The 25,807-nt window shown below is 64.2% G+C and carries 21 protein-coding genes and 1 pseudogene; 13 read left to right on the forward strand and 9 right to left on the reverse strand.

Features of this window, described 5'->3' with window-relative positions; genetic code table 11:
- Nucleotides 1-6: 6 nt before the first annotated feature.
- The 5 genes from FRC96_RS09225 to FRC96_RS09245 all read left to right on the forward strand — a co-directional run bounded on the left by FRC96_RS09225 (nt 7) and on the right by FRC96_RS09245 (nt 4,089).
- Nucleotides 7-555, forward strand: a complete 549-nt coding sequence (locus FRC96_RS09225) for a hypothetical protein (protein WP_146974199.1) — start codon at nt 7-9, stop codon at nt 553-555.
- Between the two features lie 19 nt (nt 556-574).
- Nucleotides 575-1,429, forward strand: a complete 855-nt coding sequence (locus tag FRC96_RS09230) for a hypothetical protein (protein WP_146974200.1) — start codon at nt 575-577, stop codon at nt 1,427-1,429.
- A 263-nt stretch (nt 1,430-1,692) separates the two neighbouring features.
- Nucleotides 1,693-2,220 carry a hypothetical protein gene (locus FRC96_RS09235; RefSeq protein ID WP_146974201.1) on the forward strand — a complete coding sequence of 176 codons (528 nt, stop codon included), beginning with the start codon at nt 1,693-1,695 and terminating at the stop codon, nt 2,218-2,220.
- Nucleotides 2,221-2,368: 148 nt separating this feature from the next.
- Nucleotides 2,369-2,848: a cyclic nucleotide-binding domain-containing protein gene (locus FRC96_RS09240; protein ID WP_230470064.1), complete on the forward strand. Its 480-nt coding sequence runs from the start codon at nt 2,369-2,371 to the stop codon at nt 2,846-2,848.
- A gap of 92 nt (nt 2,849-2,940) precedes the next feature.
- The gene (locus FRC96_RS09245; protein ID WP_146974203.1) at nt 2,941-4,089 is read left to right on the forward strand and encodes an acyl-CoA dehydrogenase family protein; all 1,149 of its coding nucleotides are present in this window, start codon (nt 2,941-2,943) and stop codon (nt 4,087-4,089) included.
- 108 nt (nt 4,090-4,197) lie between these two features.
- Here the strand turns inward: FRC96_RS09245 and gcvPB are convergent, their stop codons facing one another.
- Together gcvPB and FRC96_RS09255 are read right to left on the reverse strand one after the other, a co-directional pair.
- Nucleotides 4,198-5,763, reverse strand: coding sequence for an aminomethyl-transferring glycine dehydrogenase subunit GcvPB (gene gcvPB, locus FRC96_RS09250; RefSeq protein ID WP_146974204.1), 1,566 nt, complete (start codon nt 5,761-5,763; stop codon nt 4,198-4,200).
- Nucleotides 5,764-5,933: 170 nt separating this feature from the next.
- A complete protein-coding gene (locus FRC96_RS09255) occupies nt 5,934-6,791 on the reverse strand; it encodes a ParA family protein (protein WP_230470065.1) in 858 nt (285 codons plus the stop codon).
- Nucleotides 6,792-7,029: 238 nt separating this feature from the next.
- On the opposite strand from FRC96_RS09255, the gene FRC96_RS09260 reads away from it, so the two are divergent.
- The 3 genes from FRC96_RS09260 to FRC96_RS09270 all read left to right on the forward strand — a co-directional run bounded on the left by FRC96_RS09260 (nt 7,030) and on the right by FRC96_RS09270 (nt 9,589).
- Nucleotides 7,030-8,343 carry a hypothetical protein gene (locus FRC96_RS09260; protein WP_146974206.1) on the forward strand — a complete coding sequence of 438 codons (1,314 nt, stop codon included), beginning with the start codon at nt 7,030-7,032 and terminating at the stop codon, nt 8,341-8,343.
- Between the two features lie 276 nt (nt 8,344-8,619).
- A complete protein-coding gene (locus FRC96_RS09265; RefSeq protein WP_146974207.1) occupies nt 8,620-9,063 on the forward strand; it encodes a helix-turn-helix domain-containing protein in 444 nt (147 codons plus the stop codon).
- Entirely contained in the window at nt 9,044-9,589 is a 546-nt protein-coding gene (locus FRC96_RS09270) for a transposase (protein WP_146974208.1), read from the forward strand. Before FRC96_RS09265 ends, FRC96_RS09270 begins: the two co-directional genes overlap by 20 nt.
- Nucleotides 9,590-9,643: 54 nt before the next feature.
- Here FRC96_RS09270 and FRC96_RS09275 read toward each other — a convergent pair whose 3' ends face one another.
- From FRC96_RS09275 to FRC96_RS09285, 3 genes are all read right to left on the reverse strand, one after another.
- Complete coding sequence (locus FRC96_RS09275) at nt 9,644-11,134, reverse strand: hypothetical protein (protein ID WP_146974209.1); 1,491 nt, start codon at nt 11,132-11,134, stop codon at nt 9,644-9,646.
- Between the two features lie 335 nt (nt 11,135-11,469).
- Nucleotides 11,470-12,513 carry a type I phosphomannose isomerase catalytic subunit gene (locus FRC96_RS09280; RefSeq protein WP_146974210.1) on the reverse strand — a complete coding sequence of 348 codons (1,044 nt, stop codon included), beginning with the start codon at nt 12,511-12,513 and terminating at the stop codon, nt 11,470-11,472.
- A complete protein-coding gene (locus FRC96_RS09285; RefSeq protein ID WP_146974211.1) occupies nt 12,510-14,864 on the reverse strand; it encodes a hypothetical protein in 2,355 nt (784 codons plus the stop codon). The genes FRC96_RS09280 and FRC96_RS09285 overlap by 4 nt, the downstream gene beginning before the upstream one ends.
- A 267-nt stretch (nt 14,865-15,131) precedes the next feature.
- On the opposite strand from FRC96_RS09285, the gene FRC96_RS09290 reads away from it, so the two are divergent.
- Together FRC96_RS09290 and FRC96_RS09295 are read left to right on the forward strand one after the other, a co-directional pair.
- Nucleotides 15,132-16,484, forward strand: coding sequence for a glutamate--cysteine ligase (locus FRC96_RS09290; RefSeq protein ID WP_146974212.1), 1,353 nt, complete (start codon nt 15,132-15,134; stop codon nt 16,482-16,484).
- 107 nt (nt 16,485-16,591) lie between these two features.
- Nucleotides 16,592-17,242 carry a M23 family metallopeptidase gene (locus FRC96_RS09295; protein WP_146974213.1) on the forward strand — a complete coding sequence of 217 codons (651 nt, stop codon included), beginning with the start codon at nt 16,592-16,594 and terminating at the stop codon, nt 17,240-17,242.
- Between the two features lie 61 nt (nt 17,243-17,303).
- Here FRC96_RS09295 and FRC96_RS09300 read toward each other — a convergent pair whose 3' ends face one another.
- The 3 genes from FRC96_RS09300 to tgt all read right to left on the reverse strand — a co-directional run bounded on the left by FRC96_RS09300 (nt 17,304) and on the right by tgt (nt 22,025).
- Nucleotides 17,304-18,026, reverse strand: coding sequence for an NAD(P)H-binding protein (locus tag FRC96_RS09300; protein ID WP_146974214.1), 723 nt, complete (start codon nt 18,024-18,026; stop codon nt 17,304-17,306).
- 57 nt (nt 18,027-18,083) lie between these two features.
- Complete coding sequence (locus FRC96_RS09305; protein ID WP_146974215.1) at nt 18,084-20,240, reverse strand: transglycosylase SLT domain-containing protein; 2,157 nt, start codon at nt 20,238-20,240, stop codon at nt 18,084-18,086.
- A 243-nt stretch (nt 20,241-20,483) separates the two neighbouring features.
- Nucleotides 20,484-22,025, reverse strand: a complete 1,542-nt coding sequence (gene tgt / locus FRC96_RS09310; protein ID WP_146974216.1) for a tRNA guanosine(34) transglycosylase Tgt — start codon at nt 22,023-22,025, stop codon at nt 20,484-20,486.
- 157 nt (nt 22,026-22,182) lie between these two features.
- Between tgt and FRC96_RS09315 the strand changes: the two genes are divergently transcribed.
- Nucleotides 22,183-23,355 (forward strand): calcium/sodium antiporter, encoded by a 1,173-nt coding sequence (locus FRC96_RS09315; protein ID WP_146974217.1) that lies wholly within the window; start codon nt 22,183-22,185, stop codon nt 23,353-23,355.
- A gap of 104 nt (nt 23,356-23,459) precedes the next feature.
- On the opposite strand, the gene FRC96_RS09320 is transcribed toward FRC96_RS09315, so the two are convergent.
- On the reverse strand, nt 23,460-23,708 hold the full coding sequence (locus FRC96_RS09320; protein ID WP_230470066.1) for a hypothetical protein: 249 nt from the start codon (nt 23,706-23,708) through the stop codon (nt 23,460-23,462).
- A gap of 309 nt (nt 23,709-24,017) precedes the next feature.
- Between FRC96_RS09320 and FRC96_RS09325 the strand changes: the two genes are divergently transcribed.
- Together FRC96_RS09325 and FRC96_RS09330 are read left to right on the forward strand one after the other, a co-directional pair.
- Nucleotides 24,018-25,262 (forward strand): serine/threonine protein kinase, encoded by a 1,245-nt coding sequence (locus FRC96_RS09325; protein WP_146974219.1) that lies wholly within the window; start codon nt 24,018-24,020, stop codon nt 25,260-25,262.
- A gap of 158 nt (nt 25,263-25,420) precedes the next feature.
- Nucleotides 25,421-25,807, forward strand: a pseudogene (locus FRC96_RS09330) (hypothetical protein); the annotation flags it as partial.

Raw genomic sequence — 25,807 nt, forward strand, 5'->3', positions numbered from 1 at the left:
CCTTTGATGCAACCTCGCGCCTCCCAGATCGCCACCCAGGTGGCCGCCATGGCCATGAGCTTCGCCGTGGGCCTGCTCCTTGGCCCACGGCTCTGCGCGCCGCCGCCCGCCGAGGTCGAAGCCCCCGCGCCTTGCCCTGAGCCTGATACCCGCATTGTGGAGCGCTGCCCCGAAGAGCCTCCTCCCGAGGTTGAGAAACCCGCGCCGGCAAAACCCGTCAAGCCCTCGCGTGCGAAAACGGTCAAACGCGATCCTCCCCTGCCTGAGAGCCCACCGCCCACCACCGCCGAAGATCGCCAGCGCCTGCTGGCCTGGGCGCGCGACCAATCCATCTCCCTGCAGGGCTGCACGCGCGACCCCGGCACCACCTACCGCCTCAGCGTCACGCTGACCCTCGATGAGGCTCGCAGCATCAACAACGTCAGCCTCAACGCCGGCCCCGACACCCTCGACGAAGGCCTGCGACGCTGCCTCGAAACCCGCATCGCCGACTGGACCCTCCCCGACGATCTGGCGCCTGCCCACCGCCGCCTGGTCTTCGGCCTGACCCTCTAAGCCCCACCGGAGTCACCCCATGCTGTACCGCAAGCTTCTTATCGCCATCACCCTCGCCATCACCCCGCTGAGCGCCTGCGGCGGAGGCGACCATGACCACAGCCACCACCACGGCGACGAGCACGACGATCACAACGAAGACGCCGACAGCGACCGCCTCACCCTCTCCGACCCCGACTCCGGCGACGTCCTCGTCGTCGCCTCCACCGGCCACCGCCACGGTGAGATTCCCCCCGTCGCCGAAGATCAATCTCTGACGATGGCGCTCGGCTTCGCCGACGCCGAGGACAACCCGCTCGACCTCTCCGGCAACCTGCACGCCGAGCTCCGCTTCGCCGACGGCGCCCCCGAAGACATCCTCGAGTTGAGCCTCGACGATAACCTCCTCACCTTAACCTCCCTCAAACGCGGCCAGACCTTCTTCCACATCCAGCTCTTCGAAGACGACACCCTGCGCTTTGAATCCCCCGCCCTGGTCGCCCGTGTGGTCACCCTTGGCGAGGAGCACGTCCACGATCACGGCGACATCTCCCGCGTGGACATCGTCAACGCCGACGACGACACGCTCATCACCTCCATCGAGGGTGACACCTACTCCGGCGATCCCCTGCAACTCACCGTAGGCGACACCCTCACCATTGATGTCCTCTACATTGGCGAATCCGCCGAACCCATGGAGATGGGCGATCACGTCGTCCTCCCCGTCCTCACAAACGGCGCCGCCGAAGATGTCATCGATTGGAGCGTCGATGTCGAAACGGTCACCTTCACCGCACTCGCACCTGGAGAGACCAGCGTCGTGTTGGAGCTCGACTACTACGGCATGAGCATGCACACCCCGACCGCGCTCCCCATCGTCGTCAGCGCCAACTGAGCGTCACCAACCAGCGCCACCTTTGAGCCTCATCAAAGCGCCCCTTCGGGGGCGCTTTTTTTTTCTACGCGCCCTCCCTCCTCCGGCCCCGACGCTCGGGCTTCAGCCTCCTTATGCAATCTAATTGCACTAACATTGCAAACGCAACGCGTTTGCATTATACCCTCACTCGGAGGCGCATGACGCCGCGAAAAGACGTTGATGTCATCCCATGCGCGCACCCTGTGCCGCTCACTCCCCCGTTCTCGTAACCGAGGTAAATCATGTTCCGTCTTCGTTTTCCCCCCCTCCTCCTGCTCGCCATCCTCTCTACCGCTGGCGTCACCGCGTGCGGTGAAACCGACAACACCGAGCACGAAGATCATCACGATGACCATGACCATCACGATGATCATGACGACCATGATGATCATGACCATCACGACGATCACGACCACGACGCCGCCTTTGAGCTCATGCTCTTCGATCCCTCCAACGATGAGGTGCTCGCCGACGTTCACGGCGACCACTGGCATAGCGAGATCCCCGAGCTCTTTGTCGGCGACGAACTCGAAGTCGGCGTCAGCATCGCCGACGCCGAGGGCAACCCCGTCGCGCCTGGCACGGACTACACCCTGGAGGTGAGCGTCGCCGAAGGAAGCACCGAGGGTGTCGTGGCCGCCAGGGTCCACGACGATCACATCGACATCGAAGCTCTGGCCGCCGGCGAAACCACCATCGTCCTGGAGCTTCTTCACGATGGCGCCGTTGAGTTCACCGCCCCGGGGCTTGCTCTGAGCGTGAGCGAATAACTCGCAGCCCCCGGCACGTTCTAAATCCCCGATACCGCAAGGTGTCGGGGATTTTTTTATGGCTCCACCCTCCCGAGCGCGTACACTCGTAGGCGCTTCCCTTTCGCTTTCTTTACTGGACTGGCTCTTCTCAACCGCCGAGGCGCCCGTGAGCTGGACATTTCTCGACATCTCCACCCTTCGCGACGTCGATCTCTTCGCCGGCGTCAGCGACCGCGCGCTGGAGTCGCTCCTGGCCATCACCACCACCATGCGCCCCAAACCCGCCGAACTTATCTTCCGCGAAGGCGAAAAAGGCGACGCCCTCTACATCATCCTGGAAGGCGAAGTCCGCATCTCCAAAGACATCCACGGGGTGGGCGAGGAGGCGCTGGCGTTTTTGAAAGCCGGCTCCTACTTCGGGGAGATGGCCCTGCTCGACGACAAGGCTGTGCGCAGCGCCCACGCCATCGCCGGGGGCACCTGCCACCTGGGCGTGCTCCAACGCGACGCCCTTCTGGAGCTGATGAGCAAAGACCGCGACCTCGCCAACGAAATCCTCTGGAGCTTTGTGGCCACCCTCTCCTCCAGACTTCGGGAGAGCAACGAGAAGATCGCCTTCTTCGCCATGTCCAACATGTTTGAATGAGCTCCCCGTCGAGCTTCCTTGTCGCCGGCGCGCCGCGCACCTAAACTGCGGTTATCTAAGCACACACTTACGTTCTTAACGGAGCACGCCGCATGAAAAAGTACGCCCAGTTTACCGACGAACACGACATGTTCCGTAAGGCCGTGCGCGACTTCTGCCTCAAAGAGCTCGCCCCCCACGCCGAAGCGTGGGAGGCGGCCCGCGAGTTTCCCCGCGAGGTGTTTAAGAAGATGGGCGATCTGGGCTTTATCGGCTGCCGCTACCCCGAAGAGCTCGGCGGCTCCGGGGGCGACATCTGGCACACCGCCGTACTCGCCGAAGAACTCCCGCACAGCCAGATGGCCGGCCTGGCGATGGCGATGCTGGTGCAGAGCGACATGGCCACCCCGATCATCGGGGAGCTGGGCACCGACGAGCAAAAAGAAGAGTTCTTGATGCCCGCCATCCGCGGCGAAAAGATCGCCGCGCTGGGGGTCTCGGAGCCCGGCGCCGGCAGTGACGTGGCCGGCATCCGCACCACCGCAAAACGCGAGGGCGACGACTACATCATCAACGGCCAGAAGACCTGGATCACCAACGGCACCCGCGCCGACTTCATCACCCTGGCCGTGCGCACCGACCCGGACAACCGCTACGGCGGCGTCAGCCTGATCCTCTTCCCCACCGATACCCCGGGGTTTAGCGTCGGCAAAAAGCTCGAGAAGATCGGCAACCACTGCTCCGACACCGCCGAGCTCTTCTTTGAAGACTGCCGGGTGCCGGCCCGCTACCTGCTCGGCGACGAAGGCGCGGGCTTCTACTACATCATGCAGAACTTCCAGGGCGAACGTCTGGTAGGCGCCCTCACCGGCACCGCCGGCGCCCAGATCGTGCTCGATAAGACGATCACCTACTGCAAAGAGCGCCACGCCTTTGACCGCCCCCTGACCGGCTTCCAGGTCACCCGCCACAAAATCGTGGAGATGGAGACGCAGCTCGAAGCCTGCCGCGCGCTCACCTACCACGCCGCCCAGCTCTTTGAGCGCGGCATCCCCTGCCAGCGCGAGATCTCGATGGCCAAGATGATGGTTGGCGAGACAGCGATGAGCGTCATCGACGGCTGCCTGCAGCTCCATGGCGGCATGGGCTACGTCGAAGAAGGCCCGGTGGCCCGCGCCTGGCGCGACACTCGCCTGCTCTCCATCGGCGGCGGCACCACCGAGATCATGAAAGAGATCATCTCCAAGGTCATGGGGCTCTAAGCCGGTCTTAAATCCGAGGCCAGTGAGACTCAAAGCGGCGTCTCGGCCACGAAAAAAGCGCATCCCGCAGGGGAGGCGCTTTTTTGCTCTGCGCTGCCTTACATGCGCTCAGCCCTCGCGCTGCGCGCGCGCCTGCCGGTAGGTGAGCACGGGCTTACGCGCCGCGCTCGTCTCATCAAGACGCGTGCGGAACGCGTTATGCGGCGCACCCTTGAGCTTCTCGGGGGCCTCCAGCGCCTCGCGGTGGATGGTGCGCATGACCAGAATAAACTCATCGAGCGTGCGCAGAGACTCGGTCTCGGTGGGCTCCACCATCAACGCCCCCGACACGTTCAGCGGGAAGTAGGTCGTGGGCGGATGAATCCCAAAATCGATCATGCGCTTGGCGATATCGAGCGTGGTCGCCCCGGACGCCTTGTACGAGCGGTCATCAAACACCACCTCGTGCATGCAGGTGCCCGGGTAGGCCACGCTGTAGGTGTCGCTGAGCTGCGTGCGCACATAGTTGGCGTTGAGCACCGCGCGCTCGCTGATCTTCGGCAGGTTGCTGCCGTACTCCCGCAGGTAGGTATACGCCCGCACGTACACCAGGAAGTTGCCCCAGAAGGCTTTGACCTTGCCCACGGACTGGTCGTAACCCTCACGCACGAGCTTGAACGTGGCCTTGCCCTCCACCTCGTGACGCTCAATGCGCGGCACCGGCAAAAAGGGCGCCAGATCGTCGCTTACACAGATCGGACCGCCGCCCGGGCCACCGCCGCCGTGCGGCGTCGAGAAGGTCTTGTGCACGTTGTAGTGCATCACATCAATGCCGAAGTCGCCCGGGCGCGCCTGACCCAGGATGGCGTTCATGTTGGCGCCATCCATATAGACCTTGCCGCCTCCCTCATGGACGACTTTGCAGATCTCGGCGATCTCGCCCTCGAAGATCCCCATCGTGTTGGGGTTGGTGATCATCAGGCCGGCGACCGTCTCATCCATCACCGCGGCCACCGCCGCCGCACTGAGCGTCCCATCAGGACCTGAAGGCACCTCCACCACGCTGAACCCGTTAAAGGCCGCCGACGCCGGGTTGGTGCCGTGGGCGGAGTCCGGAACGATGATGCGCGTGCGTTTCGTATCCCCACGCGACTCATGGTAGGCGCGGATGCACATCAGCCCCGTCAGCTCGCCCTGCGCGCCAGCGGCCGGCTGCAAGGAGCAGTGCGGCAGCCCGGCGATCTCCGAGAGCAGACCTTCCAGGTTCCACAGAAGCTCCAGCGCCCCCTGCGTCCACGCTTCAGGCATGTAGGGGTGCAGACGCGCAAAACCCGGAAGACGCGCAGTGGCCTCATTGATCTTCGGGTTGTACTTCATCGTGCACGAGCCCAGCGGATAGAAGCCGGTATCAATGGCGTAGTTCCACTGGCTCAAGCGCGTGTAGTGGCGCACCACGTCGGGCTCGGTCACCTCCGGCAGCTCCGCGTCGTGCTCACGCAGAAGTTCGCCAAGCTCACCGGCGACATCGACCCGCTCCACGTCCCAGTCGCTCTCGGAGAAGACAAAGCCGCGACGCCCCGGCTCGCTGCGCTCGAAGATCAGCGGCTCCTCAAACTGCAGGCCGCGTGAGACGCGTTCGGCCGGCGAGATGGGCGCGTTTTCGACAAAGGCCTCAAGCCCCACAGGGTTTTCCATCGCTTGCTCCGTCATCAGCTGAAACTCCGTCACATCCACGAGGTGAAGATGCGAACCACACCCGGGCAAGGCCTGCTGCCTTCTGCCCTTGCGTCGCATTGCTCATAAAAGTGCCCGGGGCTGCGCGCAAGCAACACCGACCTCTGTCCTCAAAGATGACGTCTTCAACCTCACCCCAGACGCGCCATCACCTCATCGGCCAGCGCCTTATAATGAGCCGCCCCGCGACTCTGCGGGGCGTGATCAAAGATCGACTCCCCGCTCAGCTGCGCGCGCGCAAGCTGGGTGTTGATGCCGATGGTCTGCCCCAGCACCAGATCGCCCCAGGCCGCCTCGATGCTCTGCAGGATCTCCTGATTGATGGTCACATTACGACCATCGACCCGCGTGAGCACCACCCCTAAAATCTCGACACGGTGATGCAGCCGGTCCCGAATTGTGAGCACGGTCTCCAGAAGTTCATCGGCCCCCTGCACGCTCAGCGGCGAAAGATCGGTGGGAATGAGCACCTGATCGGCCGCCAGCAGCGCGTTGAGCGTGAGGTTGCCCTTGTTGGGCGGGCAGTCCATCAGAATCACATCGTAGTGGGTGCGGGCGTACTCCAGCGCGTCGCGCAACAGCAGCTCTTTTCCAATCTTCTGGCTGATGCGCCCCTCGGCCTCGGCCAGGCCGCGGTCGGCGGGCGTCAGATCGAGGTTCGTGATCGTGGTCGAGCGTCGCGCATCCAGCACATCGAGGCGCTCTTCCGAGAGCAGCACCTCGCTGATCGGCGTGGGCTCGGGCCCGGCGGTCGGCAGCGCCGAGCTCAAGCTCGTGGAGCAATGCCCCTGCGCGTCCAGGTCGATCAGGAGCACCTTTTTGTCGTGGAAGGTGGCCAGCGCGCTGGCGAGGTTGACGGCGGTCGTCGTTTTCCCTACACCCCCCTTCACCGTCGCCACGGCAATCACCACCGCGTTGCGCTGCCCTTTGGGGTAACGCGACTCAGTTTTGACCAACTTTCGTAAGCCCGTCGAAATCAGATTGCGCATGATCGCCTTCGTTCGTTTTTGAGGTGAATCAGCCTGGCCTAAGCGGCGAAAAGACATCATAGAAGCGTTTGACTTACAAGGCGAAACCCGTATGGTGGACAGTCCCTTCAAGGGCAACTAGAACCCCCGCGTCACGGCCTCGCTGCTGACCTGCGTCTGCTTTTTTGCCGCAGTGCTCTCCAGGGATGATCCCGCGCAGCTTCGCGGACGCATTGATACACCGGATTGATTCATGATGATGAACACGACTCTTCCTCAAAGTCTGGCGCTGTGTACGCGCCGTTTCTTCGCCTCGCTGGCGCTGGTTCTCTCGGTCGCGGCCTTCTCCACCGGCTGCTCCGGTGACGACGTCGCGGCCACGACCTGTGTCACCGACACCGACTGCGCGCTGGGCACCGTCTGCGGCGCCAACAGCCTGTGCATCGTCGCCGAGTGCGAGTTCTGCACCGCGGACCAGATCTGTCTGGTGACCCCGGAGAATCCCGAGGGCTCCTGCTCCGCGCCCCAGTGCTACAGCCCGGACGACTGCCCCAACGGTGAAGCCTGCGTCAACAACGTCTGCGGCGGAAGCGACAGCAACGACGACGAGTGTCAGAATCCCAGCGACTGCGAAGAGGGCGAGGTCTGCAACCTGGCCGGCGAATGCGTCCCCGGTAGCAGCAGCGACACCTGCGAGAGCAACGCCGACTGCGACCAGACCACCGAGTTCTGCGATCCGGCCACCGACCGGTGCATCCCCGTCGTCGATTGCGCCACGGTGGAGTGCGAGGCTGGCGAGCGTTGCGTGGAAGGCTACGGCACTTGCCAGCCCGACTGCACCCTTGAGGGCGCGAGCTGCCAGTCTGGCGAGTACTGCAACGAAGACACCGGCACCTGCCAGGTTAATAACTGCTCGGATATCGGCCCGGAAGACTGCACCCCGACCAACCCCATCTTCGACGCGGCCTCCTGCGCCTGCGTCCAGTGCGAAAACGCCGGTGACTGCGGCGCCGGTCGCGTCTGCAACGCCGGGGTCTGCGAGCAGCAGCAAGGCTGCGCCACCCCCTGCTCCAACGACCAGCCCGGCATCTGCGGCCAGTCCGGAAACGGCACCCCCTACTGCATCAACAACTGCTGCTCGGAGTGCGTGGGCGCGGCCGACTGCTCCGCCGGCGAGCTCTGCATCGACGGCTTCTGCGGCCAGGCTCCCGACTGCACTACCGACCCCAACGCCTGCCCGGCCGGCTACGAGTGCACCGCCAGCGGCTCCTGCGAGATCCCCAACGCCGGTACCTCTTGTGATCCCAACGACCCGACCGCCTGCCCCTTCCCGGGCTTCTGTGACCCGGCTACCAACACCTGCTCGGGTGCTGGCGGAGATGCGGGTTGTGGTATGTGCAACCCCGACTGCACGTGCAGCGGTGAAGGCCAGACGTGTGACGGTCTGATGTGCACCGGGTGTACGTTTACCTTCAACTTTCAAACCTTCAGCCTTGAAGGCAACTGCCCTGACGGAGAATCGTGCGTCCCCGGGGAAGCGTTCGGTATGGCGAACTTCTGCGTCCCCTTCTGAGCCCCCCGCGCCTGAACGTCAGGTGCACGCGCTGATATAGAATCAAAAGCCCCGCCCCCTCTTCTCCGAGGGCGCGGGGCTTTTTGTGCGGTCACTCCTATATAGAAGTGTTGATTCTAAGCGTATAGCAGATTGACCAACTTCCACGCCCAAACTCCCATATTTGATGTGGTGAGTCGACGATAACGCCGACCTCAATATTGCGCCGCCCAGTTGACGCGATCCCAGCTCCGTGATCCACTCGCCTGAGGTCAACTTCTTCGCTGGAGATGTCATATGGGCAAGGGCTATTTATTGGATCTTCGAGAACGCGTCATTGCAGCCTATCGACGCGGCGGACGAACCCGCAATCAGATCGCCGATGACTTTGGAGTTGGCGTTGCGACCGTCGGCAGATGGCTGGCGCTGGAGCGTCTAAACGGCAACCTCAATCCCAGGCCTCACGGTGGCGGCGCACAGTCCGTTTTTACCGATGGAGAGTGCGCGATTCTCCTAGAGTTCGTCTCCCTTCGACCTGACAGAACCAACGAGGAGTATCGGGTGAGGATGGAGAAGCGCACGGGCAAACCCTCCAGCACATCAACGATCTCGAGGGAGCCTTGTCGGCTCAAATTAACACGAAAAGAAAAAAGACTTCCGCGCCACCGAATCGTTGAGCGAAAAACATCGTCAGGCGCGTCAAGAGTTTCGGGACGGACCGATGCGGGAGTTGAATCCTGACAATGTCATCATCCTCGATGAGACGGGTTCGAATCTGGCCTTTAGTCGCTCACACGCGCGCTCGTTACAAGGCAAGAGGCCAATCGGGGATCGGCCCTGCCAGCGAGGCCAAAATGTCACGGTTTTGGCCGAGATCGGCACCGCAGGAGTTGCTGCTCACACTACTTTTGACGGAGCGCTCAACGGTCCGCGTTTCATCGAGTGGCGAAAACATTCGCTTTGCCCCACGTTGAAGCCGGGAAACGTCGTGGCAATGGACAACCGGCAGGTTTATAAAGTGGCGGACGTCAAAGAAGCCATCGAAGCCACTGGCGCCACACTTCTCTATCTACCCGCATACTCGCCAGACTACTCGCCGGAAGAGTTGATGTGGGCCTGGATGAAGAACTGGTTTCGCGCCCTGGAAGTTCGCGATTGCGCGATCCTTCCGCTTGTGGTCGCGCCGGTGTTGAGAGCGCTACCCGTAGAGTTGTTCGCCAACTGGTTGCGGCATTGCGGTTGGAATGTACCGGCTCAGGTCACGTGATCGGCGCAATATCTCCCTCAATTTAATTGTATTATTATATAATAAATTTAAGACTCAGCCGCCCTCTTCCACCACCAGATGGCGGTTCTCATTGCCTCCCCACCCCAGGCGCGGCGAGGGTGCGGCGCCGAGTCCCTCTAAATTAGTCTCCACCACATGCACGTGTTCACCATCCGGGATGACGAGCAACCCCTCCGCAGTCAACAGAGGCGCCACATTTAACGACCGGTCGCGCAGCTGAAGCACCTCGACCAATTCCCCACGACGCGGGTTCCACAGCCCGATATGCACCACAGAGTAATATGAATCACCTTCTTGATGGCTCACGGTCGCGCTCACTAGCAAAACATCGGGTGACGCCACCAGATCGCGGAATGTGACAACAGCGCTCGTGTCCGCGAAGCCCTCCACATCAAGTTCAAAATCTTGAATCGTCACTGGGTCCCCGCGAAGGTCAAAGGTGCGAATCCCCGTGATGCCGCGATCACCATAAACAAAACACCCCACTTGGTGGGCAGCGAGCACTACCACGTCCTGGCACCCCTCGGTTCGAAACGCCATCGATCCATCGGGACGCCAACCGGTGGTCACACGAGGACTGTTGCTTCCAAACTGACTCGATGTGACGACGATATCCTCAGATCGGAACATCACCGCGACTTCCGCTGAGCGCTGCACTGAGTCAACCCGTTCTCCGCACCGATCCAACGTCAGGCTGTACGTCCCCGACCCGGCGTAGACGGTCACGTCCACGCCACCAGTCTCACGTGACCCCGTAAAGCTGGCACTGCCTCTCGGGTCGTCTGTCCCAAGCACCGAAGAAAGAGAGCGCGTCCAGTTCAGCGCCCCGGTCAAAGCATCGAGACTCACGAAGACCTGACGCTCCGAGAAGAAGGTAATGAGTTGACCGCCGCGCGTTAGAATTTGTGAACGATGCGAGACCCCCTCGTTAGCAGGCAGCACTTCTCGAAACGTCTGCGCATCATCCGGCCCACCGCTGAGCACTACCGCAGGTCCTGCCTCGCCCGGCAGCCAGCTCGTGTCGTCGATGACTGCCGGCATCAGCGTCACCCAGTATTTTGGTGGGTTCGATGAGGCAATCACCCTACCTGTAACCGCCAGTGTAATACCTTCGTCGGGCCGACAGTGCAGGAGCTCCCCGGTCTTTACGCGCATGACCGCCACTCCGGCATATGTGGGCTCGAACGTACCACCACCAAAGTGCTCCAGAGCAGCGATCAGCACGGGTTCCCGCTGGCCGTCGACCTCCCAATGTGCGAGCGCGTATGACGCCACCGTGGCTCCCGGTTCGCCACAGGAAACATCGAAGCGGTGGGTGTCACCCAGGGTCACCTCGAATTCGGTCGGGTCCACGGTCGGCGCGCGCACTTCCTCATCTTCTATGACCGCGGTGTCAGAGCCGCACGCGAACACGTCCGCGTCATCCTCAGTGCCCTCATCATCATCGAACCATGTACCAACGTCGGCGTTATCGGGCGCTTCGATGCTCTCATGGCAACCCATTGCGCCAACGAGTGCCAGCACAAGAGTTGTCATTAGGAGACGTCGCCAGGGTGGATTCGCCATCATCACATCCTTTTGATTGTAGCGCGTGTTTATTTGGCAAAAAAAGACTCGCGCTCGAACACGCAACAGCCTCCACGTCCGTATGGCTTTTATTTGCAAAAAGTACCGGAGCCCGCCATCGCACTACAAACCGGGCGCAATTTACCCTTAAACGCGGCGACTTAACGACCCCAACAAAAAACCCACCCCCTCAACATCGAGGGAGCGGGCTCTTTGCTCAGGCTAAGTTCGATCGATCATCAGGTCGAACTTTCATCGTTACAAAGCCTCGTCGAAAAACCTGATCGAAACGATCAGGCCGGCGCGACCTCCTCGCCAACCTCCACCACGTTGAGTTCGCGGATGAGCAGCGCGCCGCCCAGGCCTGCCACCGCAAGCTCGGCGTCGCTGGTGCGGGCACGGACCTGCCTCAATGCCGCGGGCACCACGGCCGTCTCGCCAGCCACCAATGCGAGCGTGCCGCCCGCCCCATCGTCGAGCAACGCCCGGCCGCTTACGCAGTAAATGACCTGCGCCGTGCTGCGGTCGACCTCCCAGCGCACGCGCTGCTCGCCAGCCAGGCGCAACGTCTCCAGGCGGTAGCCCGGCGCGTCCACGCGCAGAGCCACGCCCTCGCCAAGCGCCACCGGCGCCACGGCCACCTCCTCGGAGGGGCGAAGCCGGCTGACCTTCATGGCCTCGTCCAGATGCAGCGCGCGAAGCTTACCGTCGAGGCCGGGGCGATTGTAGTCGTAGACCCGGTAGGTGGTGTCCGAGGGCTCCTGCACCTCCAGCAGAGCCACCCCGGCACCGATGGCGTGCACCGTGCCCGGGCTCACCCGCACGACCTGCCCGGGGCGCACCGGCGCGTGATGCAGCATCGGCTTAAGCGTCCCCTGGCGGGCCGCCTCGGCAAACGCCTCGGGCGCGACCTCCTCGCTGAGCCCGTGCACAATGGAAGCACCGGGCTCGGCGTCGAGGATCATCCAGCACTCGTCTTTGGAGTTCGCCCCGGGAAGATCGGCCAGGTCGGCGTGGCCCGGATGCACCTGAACGCTCAGATCGGCCGCAGCGTCGAGCACCTTCACAAGGAGCGGAAAACGCCCGGCATCCGGCGCGGCGGTGCCTACCAGATCGCGCCCCCAGAGCGCCACCACCTCCTGGAGCGTACGGCCAGCCAGCAGGCCGGAATCGACCCGCGACTGGCCCTCGGGCAGATCGGCGACCTCCCAGCTCTCACCAAACGATCCGACGTCGGGAAGATCTTTTCCAAAGAGGGACGCCAACTTCCTCCCACCCCAGATCTTCTCGATCAAAAGCGGGCGCATCTTCAACACATAAGGCGTGATATCGCTCATAGCATCTGCGTGGGTACGTCGTCGCCGCCACCTTCGGACGGAGAGATCAGGTTGTTGATCAGCTCGTCGATCATCGGGTCTTCGGCGAGCTCACTCATCAGGCGGGCGCGGAGCACCTCGTCCTGGAACCCCTCCATATCGCCCTGAGCGCGGGCTGCAAGTCCTAAAAAGAGATGGGAGAGCGCGCAGATATCAAAACGCGTGGAGCGCAACCCCAGGGTCACCGCGCGTTTAAAGAGGTTCTCGGCATCTTCGACCTGCCCGACGCGGAAGAGAAAGTTCGCCAGGCCGAAGGCCGCCTCCGAGGCGTCGCCGAAGCTGCCCGTGGCAAGTTTGGCCTGGAGGTTGCCCTGGAGCACCTGCACCGCCCCGCCCAGATAGGGCTGCGGGGGTTGCGAAGGATCGATGTCGGCGTAGAGGCCGCTCAAATACTCGTAGATCTGCACGGTGGAGCCGTAGTCGCCCAGGCGCGTCATCGTCTCCAGCGCCGCCATGCCGCGCTCAAAGGCGTCCTGAGGCTCGTCTCGCCCCATCTGCACGATGGCGATGTAGAGGTTGGCGCGGGCCTGACCGTAGGTCGACCCCTCCTCCTCAAAAAGTCGCTCCGCCTCCAGAAACGCGATCAACGCCTGCTCCATCTCCCGCTCGCCCATGGCCGTCCACCCCTGGAACATGCGCACGCTGGCCATCGCGTCGTCTTCGGTGTGGGTGCTCAGGGTGAGCATCTCATCGACGATGTGGGCGGTGAGGTCGGGGTCATCCATCGACGCCCAGTAGATGCCGGCAAGAAGCCCGATGGCGTCGCCGTCGCAGGCGTCGGGGCAGAGCTCGACGAGCTCATCCACGATCTCGCGCACCCGCCCGAAGTTGCCGACACCGGCCAACATCTCGGCATGCATGCTCAACGCGGAGAGGTAGCTTGTGGCAGGGCGCTCATCCTGGCGTGCCTGCAGGTAGGCCTCGGACGCGGCCAGGGCCGCCTCGGGTTGCTCCACAAAATCGAGCAGCCGCACGCGGGTGCCCAGGGCGTTGAGACGGGCGCGCTCGTTGGTGTCGGCGCGGGCGATCGCCTCATCCTGCAAGACCAGCCAGATGGCTTCGTCAAAGTGGCTCATCGCCCCCCAGCGCATCGCGTACTGGTCGCGCACATGCCAGCGCCAGGGGCCTTCAAGGTAGGGCGAGCGAAGGGCGTCGTGCAGGTGCATCAGCGCCTCGGCGTTTTGGCCTCGATAGACCATCAGCGCGCCGAGCACCGTGGCGCCGACCTGGCCAAATGCTTCGTTGCCAAGATCGTCAACCGGCCCCATGTCCACACCGCCCTCGGGCGGCGCGGCGACCATCCCGCTTCCGAGCGCCGGGCTCAGCCCGGTGTAATTGAGCACCAGATGCTCCTCGCCCTCACGCTCGACCACCGAGACGCCGACCAGCATCGCCGGGAGATCGTTGGAGCTGGCCAGCGAGCCCCAGCGATGAAAATTCGCGTCGGTGGCGTCGACCGAAGCATCAAAAGGTTCAACGCGCACGCGGGCTCCGGGCATGCGATCGATGTAGCTCTGAAGGTGCGCGGTGATCTTCGCGTTGAGCTCGTCTCGCCCCTCCACCGGGCTGACGTAGATCACAGCTTCGGCCGGAGCTTTGCCGAAGGTCGGCTCGGCAAAGAGCACCTGATCGCCCTCTTTGATCGTGCCGGCCCAGCCGTAGTCGTGATGCCCCACGCGAAGCCGGCAGGTGCTCGTCTCGGCCTCCACCTCCACGATCATGCACACCCCGAGCAGCCGCCGACTAAGCTGACCGGCGCCGACGCCTTCGGCGTCAGGATCGCGCAGCACCAGGTACATATCGCCCTGCTGCACACCTTCAATGCCGCCCAGGTTGATGCCCAGATGGGTCGGGCCGCTGTAGTCGATCGAGGTCAGATCGCCGACGCCCTTGCCCATCGACTCCGGCTCGCCATCGGCCAGCTCCAGCGAGGGCTTAAGCGCGATCAGGTCGGTCTGCGGGAACATATAGAGTGGATGCACCCGCCAGCTCGCATCACCGGCGGCCTCAACGACCTGCCCCACAAAGAGCGCCGGAGGCGCGGTGCCCTCCAGGGGCCAGACGCCGTCGTAGCGCCCGTAGACCGTCTGCCCGACCTCCAGGGCCTCCCCGCCGACCACGTAAAGAAGACCGTCTTCGCCGCGCTCAAAGCGCGCCTCATCATCGGGATCAGCGGCCGGCGAGGTCTCAATGGGGGTATCGGGCCAGGCCACAGGCCCCTGCGGGGTCGACGCGCAGGCGGCGCTCAACCCCAGAAGCGTGCCCAGGAGCAGCAGGTTTCGTAGCCCGGACATCGCGTTTTGACTGGTCATGCATCCTCCAAAAGTCACTCCAATAGACTGCACTCATACTAAGCACAGCGGCCAAGTCTCCAGCAAGCTGCCCGAGATTCGCGAAAGTTGATGTTTCGGGGAAGTTTTGGCCGCGCTTGTTGCTTGTGTGTGCGCAGTTGATCCTTTCGCCACCCTTCTTCTAGTGTGGCGCCGCTGCGAGCCTCGCTGCTCGCGGTCTTTTTTATGGGCTCTGGCCCGCCCCGCATTCCCACGCCCCTCGCCATCCCCCTCCCCGAGTAGCCGTACATGTCCCGCGACCAGAACATCAACACTTCGCCCATCGTCGATCGCGAGCAGCTTTTGGACTTCTTCCGCGCCGGCGAAAAAGATCGCCCTCACCGGGGCGTGGGCACCGAGCATGAGAAGTTCGTGCTGCGCACCTCCGACCAGAAGATGGCCTCGTATGAGGAGGAGGGCGGCATCGGCGATCTTCTGCAGCGTCTTGTGCAAGAGCACGGCTGGGAGGCCACCGCGCTGGACCGCGGCCACCTGGTGGCGCTGGTGCGAGACGGCGCAGCCATCACCCTGGAGCCCGGCGGGCAGTTTGAATTGAGCGGCGCGATCTTTAAGACCGTCTTTGAGACCGCCGCCGAGATCGACACCCACTTTAAGGAAGTGAAAGCCGCCGGCGGCGACCACCTCGACTTTGCCTGCTGGGGACTCAACCCCACCTACGACCTCGACCAGATCCCCTGGATGCCCAAGGCTCGCTACGGGATCATGCGCGACTACCTGCCGACCCGCGGCGATCTTGCGCACTGGATGATGAAGGGCACCTGCACCATTCAGGCGAACTTCGACTACGTGAGCGAAGACGACGCCGCCGACATCATCCGCACCGCTGTGCTCGCAAGCCCGGTGGTCGGGGCGCTCTTTGCCAACAGCCCGGTGCGCCTGGGCAAACCCACCGGCAAGCAGTCTTTCCGAAACCACATCTGGACGCGCACCGACCCCGACCGCAGCGGCGTGCCGGCCTTTATGTACCGCAACGACTGGGGCTACAGCGAGTACCTGGAGTACCTGCTCGACGTCCCGATGTTCTTTGTGCGCCGCGAGGAGGGTTATATCAACCTGGCCGGCTACTCCTTCCGCGACTTCGTCGACGGCAAGCACCCGGACTACGATCCGCTGCTCGGCGACTTCGAGTTGCATGCCTCCACGCTCTTTCCTGAAGTTCGCCTCAAGCAGTACATCGAGGTGCGCAGCGCCGACGGCGGCCCGCGCGACTTCATCGTGGCGCTGCCCGCGCTCTGGAAAGGGCTGCTCTACCACGAGCCCAGCCGCAAGGACGTCGTCTCGCTCTTTGAGCCTTTTGATGAGGCCGACCACCGCGCGCTCTACACCCGGGCCATGGACGGGGGCATTCACGCTGAGAGCGCCTACGGGCCGGTGCTCGATCTGGCCCGCGAGCTTGTGGCCATCGCCACGCGCGGGCTCGACGCCCTGGCCGCCGAAAATGGCCACGAGAGCGAAGCGGTCTTTCTTAAACCGCTCGTCGAGATCGTGGAGAGCCGCCGCAGCCTGGCTGACCGCTTCGCCGAGGATTTTGCCGAGGTCGGAGGCGATCTGGCGGCCCTGCTCAAGCGTCACGCGATCTAAAAAATTTAAATAAAATCATAAACTTACAGTGTTACTTCAACGTCCTGCCGCTCTCCGAATTCTTCGGGGAGCGCCCGCACTTCTCGAGACGTTGAACGAGAGCGTTTATGATTCGCCACCTCTTGCCGGGCGTGTTCTTCGCCCTGCTTGCCGCGTTTGTGGTGCCCTTTATCGCCGCGCGCAGCGCCCAGGCCACCCTGCCTCACTCGCATCATCCCGAGACCCACGCCACACCACCGCTGGCGGAGCTCGGGCAGCTGGAGCTCCCCTGGGAGTGTTCGGCGGCGTTTCGGATCACCCAGACCCACGACGTGGGAAGCCACACCGGGCTGGGCACCTGGGCCTTTGATTTCGATCTTCCTGTGGGGACGCCGGTGAGCGCCCCGGCCGATGGTGAGGTCAGGCTTGTGCGCGACGACTCCACCCGCCACGGCTGCGGGCCGGAGTTTGCCTGGGACGCCAACTACGTGGTCATCGATCTTCAAAACGGCTACGACGCGCTGCTTTTGCACTTAGAAGCCGGCTCGGTCACCGTCAAACCCGGCGACAAAGTCAAGGCCGGAGAGGTCGTGGGACGGGTGGGCGACTCGGGCTGGGTGTGCGGCACGCATCTGCATTTTCAGGTGCAACGCAGCTGCTCAAGCTGGTGGTGCCAGTCGGTGCCGGCGGGCTTCGCGGAGCATCCGCAGCCGCAGACCGGCCAGGAGCTCAGCCGCCCGATGTGTGAAGCCGAGCCGCAGATGGCGCAGGCCGACTGATCCTGTCGGGCCGGCACACACGTCAAAGACCGACGGTCGCCTCCTGGAGCAAGATTCAGGCTCAGAGGCGGCCGCAGCGAAGCTGGGGGGTCTCCAGCACGGCCTGGTCGTCGGTGGCTTCCAGCGCGCGGCGCACAAGGGCGGTGGCAAGCTCCACCGCGTCGGTGGGCGCGTAGCGGTCGTGGAGCTTGTCGGCGCCCACCGCGCTCAGCCCTTTGAAGATCGCCCCGGAGACCACCCCGGCGACCCGCTCCATCGGGCGGCTCTCGTCGCGGTCCGGGCCGGTGATAAGTCCGGGCCGGGCGATGATGTAGCTTAGCCCACTCGCGCGCACAGACTCCTCGGCCTTCCAGCGCGCTTTGTAGTAGGCCGACGCCGACGACGCGCTCACGCCCATCGCCGACAGATACACAAAACGCGACTCTGGCGAGCCCGCCGCGCACGCCCCGACCAGAAGATCGGTCAGGCCAAAGTCGATCGCCTCGTACCCGGCGTCTTCGTCGGTCGCTTTGTCGCGAGCGCGGGTGGTGCCAATGAGGCAATAGACCAGATCGGGGCGCAGCTCACTGAGCGTGGCCGTCATCGCCCCCTGCTCCCAGGCCGTGGTGTCGACCCGGGCGCCCCACCCCTCAAAGGTCTCGCGCCAGCGCTCCAGGCTCGACGAGTCGGGGCGCACATGCGCCACAACGTCGACGCCCTGCTCCGCCAGAATGCGCACGACCTGCTGGCCGGTGTAGCCGGTGGCCCCGGCCACAAACGCGCTCTTTTTCGATCCTTCGTTCATTGCCACCCCGTCCAAATGAGCCTCACAGGCGACCTGCAACCTGTTGAATTTACTGAATTAATAACCCACGTCATCCGGGAGTTCGATCGCGCGATCGAGCGGGAACATCCGATCCAGCCACCTGCCCCGACGCTCGGGATCGTCCTCATAAATATAGAGGTAGCGCAGCATATGCTCGGTAACTTTGCGCGCGTAGTTGCGGCCTTCGTTGTACTCGAACTCTTCGATCAGGCCGGCAAAGTCGCCCTCGGGGTTCTTCTCCACCCAGCGCTTGATGACGTCGGGACCGGAGTTGTAGGCGCCGGCCATCAGCACCACACGCTGATCAAAGACGTCGAGGAGCCGGCGCATATAATACGCGCTGAAGCGAAACCCGACCTCCGGTCGGTGGAAGGTTCGCACGTTGTAGTCGACCTCCAGCTCGTCGGCGATGCGGCGCGCGGTGGCCGGGATCATCTGCAAGGCGCCCACCGCGTCGGTGTGCGAGATCTGACCGGGGCGGTAGCGTGACTCCTGGCGCATGATCCCCCACATCAGCTCCGGCGGCAGCTCAAACTCGGAGGTGGCCCGCTCCACCACCTGACGGTAGGCGCGCGGGTAGGCCATCACCGTCTCCAGAGCCGCGGTGTCGGGGAGTCGGGGCATCGCCGAGATCGAGCCCCCGGTCACCTCATTCCACATCGTGTGGTAGTCGCCCACGTACTGGCCCAGCGCGTGAATCCACTCACGCTGCTGGCCGGCGGGGACCGCGGCGAAGACGCGCCGGCGCATGGGCAAAAAGGCCTCCCGCGCCCGCTCCGGCTCGCCGAGCTCCACAAACCAGCGCACCTTCTGCCAGCGCTCCCGATCCGCCGCGCTAAGGCGCGCGAGGGGAAGACCATCGACGTCAACCCTGGGGCGGTCATCGGCCTGGCCCGCGCCTTCGGGCCACCACACCTTCGAGGCGGTGGGATCGTTGCCCTCAATCGTTGCGCGGAGCTGCTCGCCAAGCATCCCGTAGTAGGTCACCGGGTAGCGCTGGCGCAGGCGATCGAGGCGAGCGATAGCCTGCTCGCGCTCGTCGAGCTGCAGGTGGGCGTAGGCCTGCCAGTAGAGGGCCTTGCCCTCCACGAGCATGTTGCCGTAGCGGTGCAGGCGCTCGTAGACGTCGATGGCCTGCTGCCACTGCTGCTGGCGGATATGCGCCCAGGCCCAGAACCCGATGACGAGCGAGGAGCGCGCGGTGCGGTAGCCGCGCTTGTCGATGTACTGCTCAAAGCCTTGTATGGCGCGCTCGTTCTCACGATGATCGTAAGGGAGCCAGCCCCGGTAGTAGTCCACCGCCTCCGACCAGGTGCCGCGCGGGTAACGCGCCTGGTAGGCTTCCAGGGTATCGAGGGCGTCGTCGTAGCGCTCCTGGCGCATCTGGGCGCGGGCGTACTGATAATGCGCGGCTTCAGCGAAGCGTGTGCGGCCGGCGGCAAGCTCGCCGTAGAGTTCCTCGGCCAGCACCGGGTCGTCGCGCAGGCGGTTAAGGGCGATGTCGGCCAGGTGCCAGCGCACCGTGGCGGCGTGCTCCTCGTGATCGGCAAAAGGTTCAAGCGTGGCGCGGGCCTCCTCGTAGGCCCAGGCCTCATAGAGAGCCAACCCGCGGCGCACTGTGGCGGCGTCATCGAGCTCGTTGACGCTTACGCTCAAGCCCGGGCGGCGCGTGGCGTCTTCGGCCGGATAGCGCGTCAAAAGCGCCCGGGCATAGGAGCTTGCCGCAGCGCCCTGGCCTGCGGCCAGGGCCAGATCATGGCGCAGCCGGGCACGGCGCGCAGCCAGATGCCGCGAATCCGCGCGTCGCCCTTCGGGCTCCGCTCTGCCTAAGTCGTCGAGCTGCGCTCGAGCCTCATCCGCCCGCCCCAGCAGCACCAGCAGCTCGGCGCGTTCGATGCCGGCCGCAAAACGATCGGTGCCGTCCTGCGCCCCTTCAAAAAGCCAGGCCAGCGCGTCGACCGCCACATCGAGTCGTCCCGCGGCGATGGCGGCCTCTGCCAGAAGATGCTGGCGAAGCTCCTCCACCGGCCCGAAGTCTTTCGCCTGCTGCACCTCAGCGAGTACCCGGGCGGGCTCAGCCGCCACCTCCACGCGCCAGCGCGCGTAGTCCGCCGTGAGCCCGGCGGGCGGCACGTCCTGCGCCAGCGCCGGCGTCGCAAACACAACACAGCCCGTGAGCAGAACCGACGCCATCAACCTTATCACGCGCCGACGCCACGCACCGGGTGCCCCAAACCTCTCCTGCGTACCTGTGATGTGCTCACTCAAAGCCACCGCCCTTTGTTCTTCTCGTACTCCCCAACTCGCCCCCGGCCCTCGTCCGACCACGGCGCGGTGAATAACGACACCCTCGCGCCAGCGTCCACGCTGGCGAGCCCGATGTGCAAAGGCCGCGCATTCCTGCTGCGCGGCCCCTGCTGCTATCTCAATCCGCCATCATTTTGGCTTCCCCGACCCGGACTTTGAGGACTTTGAAAACTTCGACGACTTCGACGACTTCGACGACGGCCCGCCGCTCTTTCCACCCGACTTCGACGCGCCGGGCTTTCCGGACGTTGAGGACTTCGACGGCTTCTGCGAGCGCCCCGAAGAGGCTCGACGTGCCTTGCCCTGCCCCTTTGCGTTGCCCTTCGAGCCTTTGCGAGCGCCGCCTTTTGAGGCGCGTTTATGCTCCTTCATCCGCTCCTCCGGCGCGCTGACCTCGGCGTCGCGGCGAGAGCGCCGGCGGTTCTCTTCAACGGCCGTGGGCGGCACCACCGAGTGCGTGGTCTTCCAGGGAAGATCGTCGCCCTCGTTTTCGCTCACGCCGAGCACCTCCTCAAGGTCGAGCTCTTCTTTGCGATCGTCTGAGAGGTACTCGTCCAGGAAAGCTCGCCGGAAGCTCTCGAAACGCCCCTCTTCAATGGCCTGGCGCATCGCGCGCATCAGGTCCTGATAGAAGGTGATGTTGTGCAGCGTGGCCAGCACCGAGCCCAGGATCTCTTTGGAGTTGATCAGGTGGTTGACGTACGCGCGGCTGAAGTTGCGGCAGGCGTAGCAGTTGCAGTTGGTATCCAGCGGGAACTTATCGGCCTTATAGCGCCCCTTGGTCACCCGGTAGCGACCGTGGCGCGTGAAGATGATCCCGGACCGGGCCAGGCGGCTGGGAAGCACGCAGTCAAACATATCGACGCCGCGGGCCACCGCCTCCACCAGATCTTCGGGGTAACCCACACCCATCAGGTAGCGCGGCTTCTCAGCCGGCATAAAGGGCTCGGTCTGATCGATGGTGTCCATCATCAGCTGGTGGCCCTCCCCCACCGAGAGCCCGCCGATGGCGTAGCCGGGCAGGTCCTGAGAGCAGATAAGCTCCACCGAAAGACGGCGAAGGTTGGGGAAGGTCGAGCCCTGCACAATCCCGAAGAGCGCCTGGTCGGTGCGAGTATGGGCCTTACGGCAGCGCTCAAGCCAGCGCGAGGTGCGGTACACTGCCTCCTCCGCCAGATGGTAGGGCGCCGGGTGCGCGACCACATGGTCAAAGGCCATGATGATGTCGGCGCCGAGCGCCTCCTGAATCTGCATGCTGCGCTCAGGCGTGAGCTGAATGGCCTTGCCGCCCTTTTTGAAGGCGAAGGTCACGCCCTCTTCCTCGATCTCGAGCTTGGGGAGGGAGAAGACCTGAAAGCCGCCCGAGTCGGTCAGGATCGGCGCGTCCCAGCCCATCATGCCGTGCAGACCCCCGAGCTTCTTGACGATCTTGCCGCCCGGCGCGATGTTGAGGTGGTAGGTGTTGCCCAGACAGATCTCCGCGCCCGTCTCGCGAAGATCGCGGGGGGTCATACCCTTGACCGTCCCACGGGTCCCCACCGGCATAAAGGCCGGGGTCTCGAAGCTCCCGTGGGTCACGGTGACTTTGCCCCGGCGAGCGCGCCCGTCAGTGCATTTAAGTTCAAAGCTGAGCGCCTGCGAGGGCGCGCCTTCCTGCGTCGTATCGGTCATAAGTTCTTTATCGTGGGAAATTCGGTGAGCTGAGCCGGGGCCCTCTCGGAGCGCGATGTCATCGCGCCGCCCGGGGGGCGCGGCCAAAATGCCTCAGCGCGGCGGCAAAACGCAACCGCCGCGCCAACTTCCTCGTTGTGTCTTCAAGGTGAATGCGATGCTGATCGCCCTCGGGCTCGTTCTTGTGGGGTTTGTGGTGCTAATGCTCGGCGCCGAGGTGCTGGTTCGCGGCGCCTCGGGCCTGGCGCTGGCGATGGGCATCTCGCCACTGGTGGTAGGGCTGACCGTGGTCGCGCTGGGCACCAGCGCACCGGAGATCGCGGTGAGTGTGGGCGCCGCGCTCGGCGGCACGGGCGATCTGGCGCTCGGCAACGTCATCGGCTCCAACATCTTTAACGTGCTCTTCATCCTGGGGCTCTCGGCGATGATCACGCCGCTGGTCGTGCATAACTCCATTGTGCGCCGCGACGTGCCGGTGATGATCGCCGCCTCCGCGCTGGTGTGGTGGATGGCCCGCGACGGCGTCCTCGTTCGCGTGGAGGCCATCGCGCTCTGCGGCGGTCTGGTGGCCTACATCGTCGCGCTTTTGCTGGAAGCCCGCGCCAATCCTGAACCTCTCGACGCCGCGCTCGTCGACGCGGCCGCCGAGCACGCCGCCTCCGAAGCGACCATCGCCGAAGATGGCACCTCTTCAGCACCTCCGGCCGAAACCGACACCGGGAAGCAGCGTCTTCTGCAGGTGGTGATGATCCCCGCCGGCGTGGCACTTCTGGTGCTGGGCGCGGGCTGGCTGGTCGACGGCGCGAAGACCATCGCGCTGGGCCTGGGAGTCAGCGAGCTCGTCGTGGGCCTCACGCTTGTCGCCGCCGGCACCTCATTGCCGGAGGTCGCCACCTCGGTGCTCGCCGGGCTGCGCGGCCAGCGCGACCTGGCGGTGGGCAACGTCATCGGATCCAACATCTTTAACCTGCTCGCGGTGCTTGGTGCGGCCGGCGTGGTCAGCCCTCAGGGTTTAAGCGTGGCGGCTGCCTCCCTGGCCTTCGACCTGCCGGTGATGGTCGCCGTGGCGGTGGCCTGCCTGCCGATCGTCTTCACCGCGCGGCGCGTCGACCGCTGGGAGGGAGTCGTATTCATGGCCTACTACGTGGCCTTTGTGCTCTACGTGGTCTTTAACGCCACCGACCAGGCCTACGCCGCGGACTTTAAGGCGGCGATCTTTGGTTTTGTCGGCCCGCTCACTTTGCTGACGCTGGGCGTCCTGGGGCTTCGCGAGTGGCGCTTCAAGAAACGGCGCGACGAGGCTCACACGACGAACGCCCCCGGGGAGTGAGAGCCCCGCTGAGTTCAGAGACAAAAAAGCCGACCGGAGAACCCGGTCGGCTTTTTTCTGGAAGCGCGCCGAATACCTCAACAGGTATTCGGCGCGCGACCACCTTACTCGGCGGCTTCTTCCACAGCTTCTTCAGCGCCTTCGGCGGCCTCTTCGGCGCCTTCGGCAACTTCTTCCGCCGCTTCTTCGGTCTCTTCAACGGCCTCTTCGGTGGCCTCTTCGGCTTCCTCAGCGGTCTCTTCGACGGCTTCGGCAGCTTCTTCAGCCGGGGCAGCTTCTTCGGCCGGAGCGGGCTCTTCACAGGCGGTGAAAGCGAACATAGCGATGAACATCAGGGCAACAAGACGGAACATGTGCGACCTCTTCTTTCGTTTCTTTTTCGACTCTGCGATCTCGTCTTCACAGCACCTGCTGCAAAAACGCCTACTTCTCGGGAATAAGCTGGATGACGCAAGCTGTCAAGAAAACCTCCCGCGCTACTTTAACACCATCGCGTGAGCGCCGATGCCGTGGAGGGTGCGATGGCACATACCATGTGCGGGTGTGCGATTAATCGATGCGGCGCGCCGCACAATGAGCATCGCCAAGATCGCGTGCGATGTGCATACTACTGCTGCGGCTCAGGCGAGCTGCTCGGTGACCTTTTTTAAGGGAATGAAGCCGTGATCATCGGCAACTACAGAATCGGCCGCGTGCTGGCGCGCGGGGGCATGGCGACGGTCTACCGCGGGGTCTACCGCCCCACGGGGATGCCTGTGGCCATCAAGGTGCTCAGCGAAGAGAGCGCGCGCGATGAGGTGCTCGTCTACCGCATGCACCAGGAGGCCCGCATCCAGAACATGCTGGGCCGCCAGCATCCGGGCATCGTGACGTGCTATGAGCCGCTGGTGGTCAAAGGCCGCCCGGCGATGGTGCTGGAGTTTGTGCCCGGTCGCGCCATCGCCGACATCCTCGATGAGGAGGTTGAGGTCGTCGATCCCCTGGTGGCGATCGACATCGCCATTCAGGCCCTGGACGCCCTGGCCTACGCCCATCACCACGGGGTGGTCCACCGCGACATCAAGAGCGAAAACATCATGGTCACCCCCGAGGGTCGCGTAAAAATCGCCGACTTCGGAGTGGCACGCGCCGAGGTGGGCAGCAAGAACGCGCGCGTGACCGAGAGCCGCGACCTGGTGGGCACGATGGTTTATATGGCTCCCGAGCAGCTCACCAGCCCGCGCACCGTCGACCACCGCGCCGACCTCTACAGCCTGGGCGTCACTCTCTATGAGATGATCACCGGCGAGGTGCCCTTCGATGGCGATGAGGGCTACCCGCTGATGAAGCGAATTGAGCAGGAGCAGCCCGCCGATCCGCGCACGCTGCGCGACGATCTTCCCGAATGCCTGGTCGAGGTGGTGATGCGCTCGCTCTTCAAAGAGCCCGACGAGCGCTATTACTCGGCCGGCGAGATGGAGGCCGCCTTGAGCCGCTGCCGCGTGGCCATCCAGCGCGAGCGAGCCGAAGACGCAAGCCCTGCCGCGGCCAGCCGCTCACGCGGCGGTGACCCGCGCTGCTTTGAGCCCACCGAGCCCTCGCCGCTTCCCGAGCCCCGCGCCTTCGGTTACCTCGAAGACCTCTCCGGCAGGCTTGTGCCCGGGCGGATCCTCCTGCGCCGCGCCGGGCTGAAGATCGGCCGGCACCCGGGGCGCTGCGACGTGGTGATTCCCGATGACGCGGTCGCCCCGGAGCACGTGATGATCCTGCCGCTGGAGATCGGTGAGGTCCTGCTCATCGATCTTCTCAGCGCGACTGGCACCCACGTCGATGAGCGCGAGATCTCCCGGCATGTGCTGCGCAACGATGAGGTCTTTACCCTCGCCGGGCGCTGGCCCTTTCGCTTTCGAGTCAACATGCGCAGCTGAGCGCTGAGGCGGGCAGGTTGCAGGTTGTAGCGCCGGGTGGATGCGCGGTTGTCGCCCCCGGCTGCCGCCACTATACTCAGGGGGCTTGCGCTGGAGATGAGGCGCCTGTTGAGCTTCACGTGGATCGGCTCTAAGCCGAGAGTTTGAGGAGAAAGACCGTGGCGAATCAAAAGTGGGCCAGCGACGACGACGCCGGCGATCTGCTCGCAGGAATTCTGGATGAGACGGCCACCGAGGCCGAGCTCGAGCAGCAACGCATCGCCGCCGAGATGGCCGCGCGCGAAGAGGAAGAGCGCCGCCGTAAGGAAGAAGAGGACGCTCGCCGGCGCGCCGAGGCCGAAGCTCGACTCTCCGCCGAGAAGAGCCGCCTGGAAGAAGTTGAGAAGCGCCGCACCCAGAAGATCGAAGCGCTGCGCATCGAAGAGCTCAAAGAGAGCGGGCAATGGGAGCCGCCCGAAGAGCTTAAGAAAGAAGCCCCTCCCGAGGCCGCCGCGCAGCCGCCGGTCGCCCAGGCCGCGCAGCCGGCGCAGGTCGCCGCGGCGCAG

It is taken from the genome of Lujinxingia vulgaris (assembly GCF_007997005.1).
Taxonomy (GTDB): Bacteria; Myxococcota_A; Bradymonadia; order Bradymonadales; family Bradymonadaceae; genus Lujinxingia.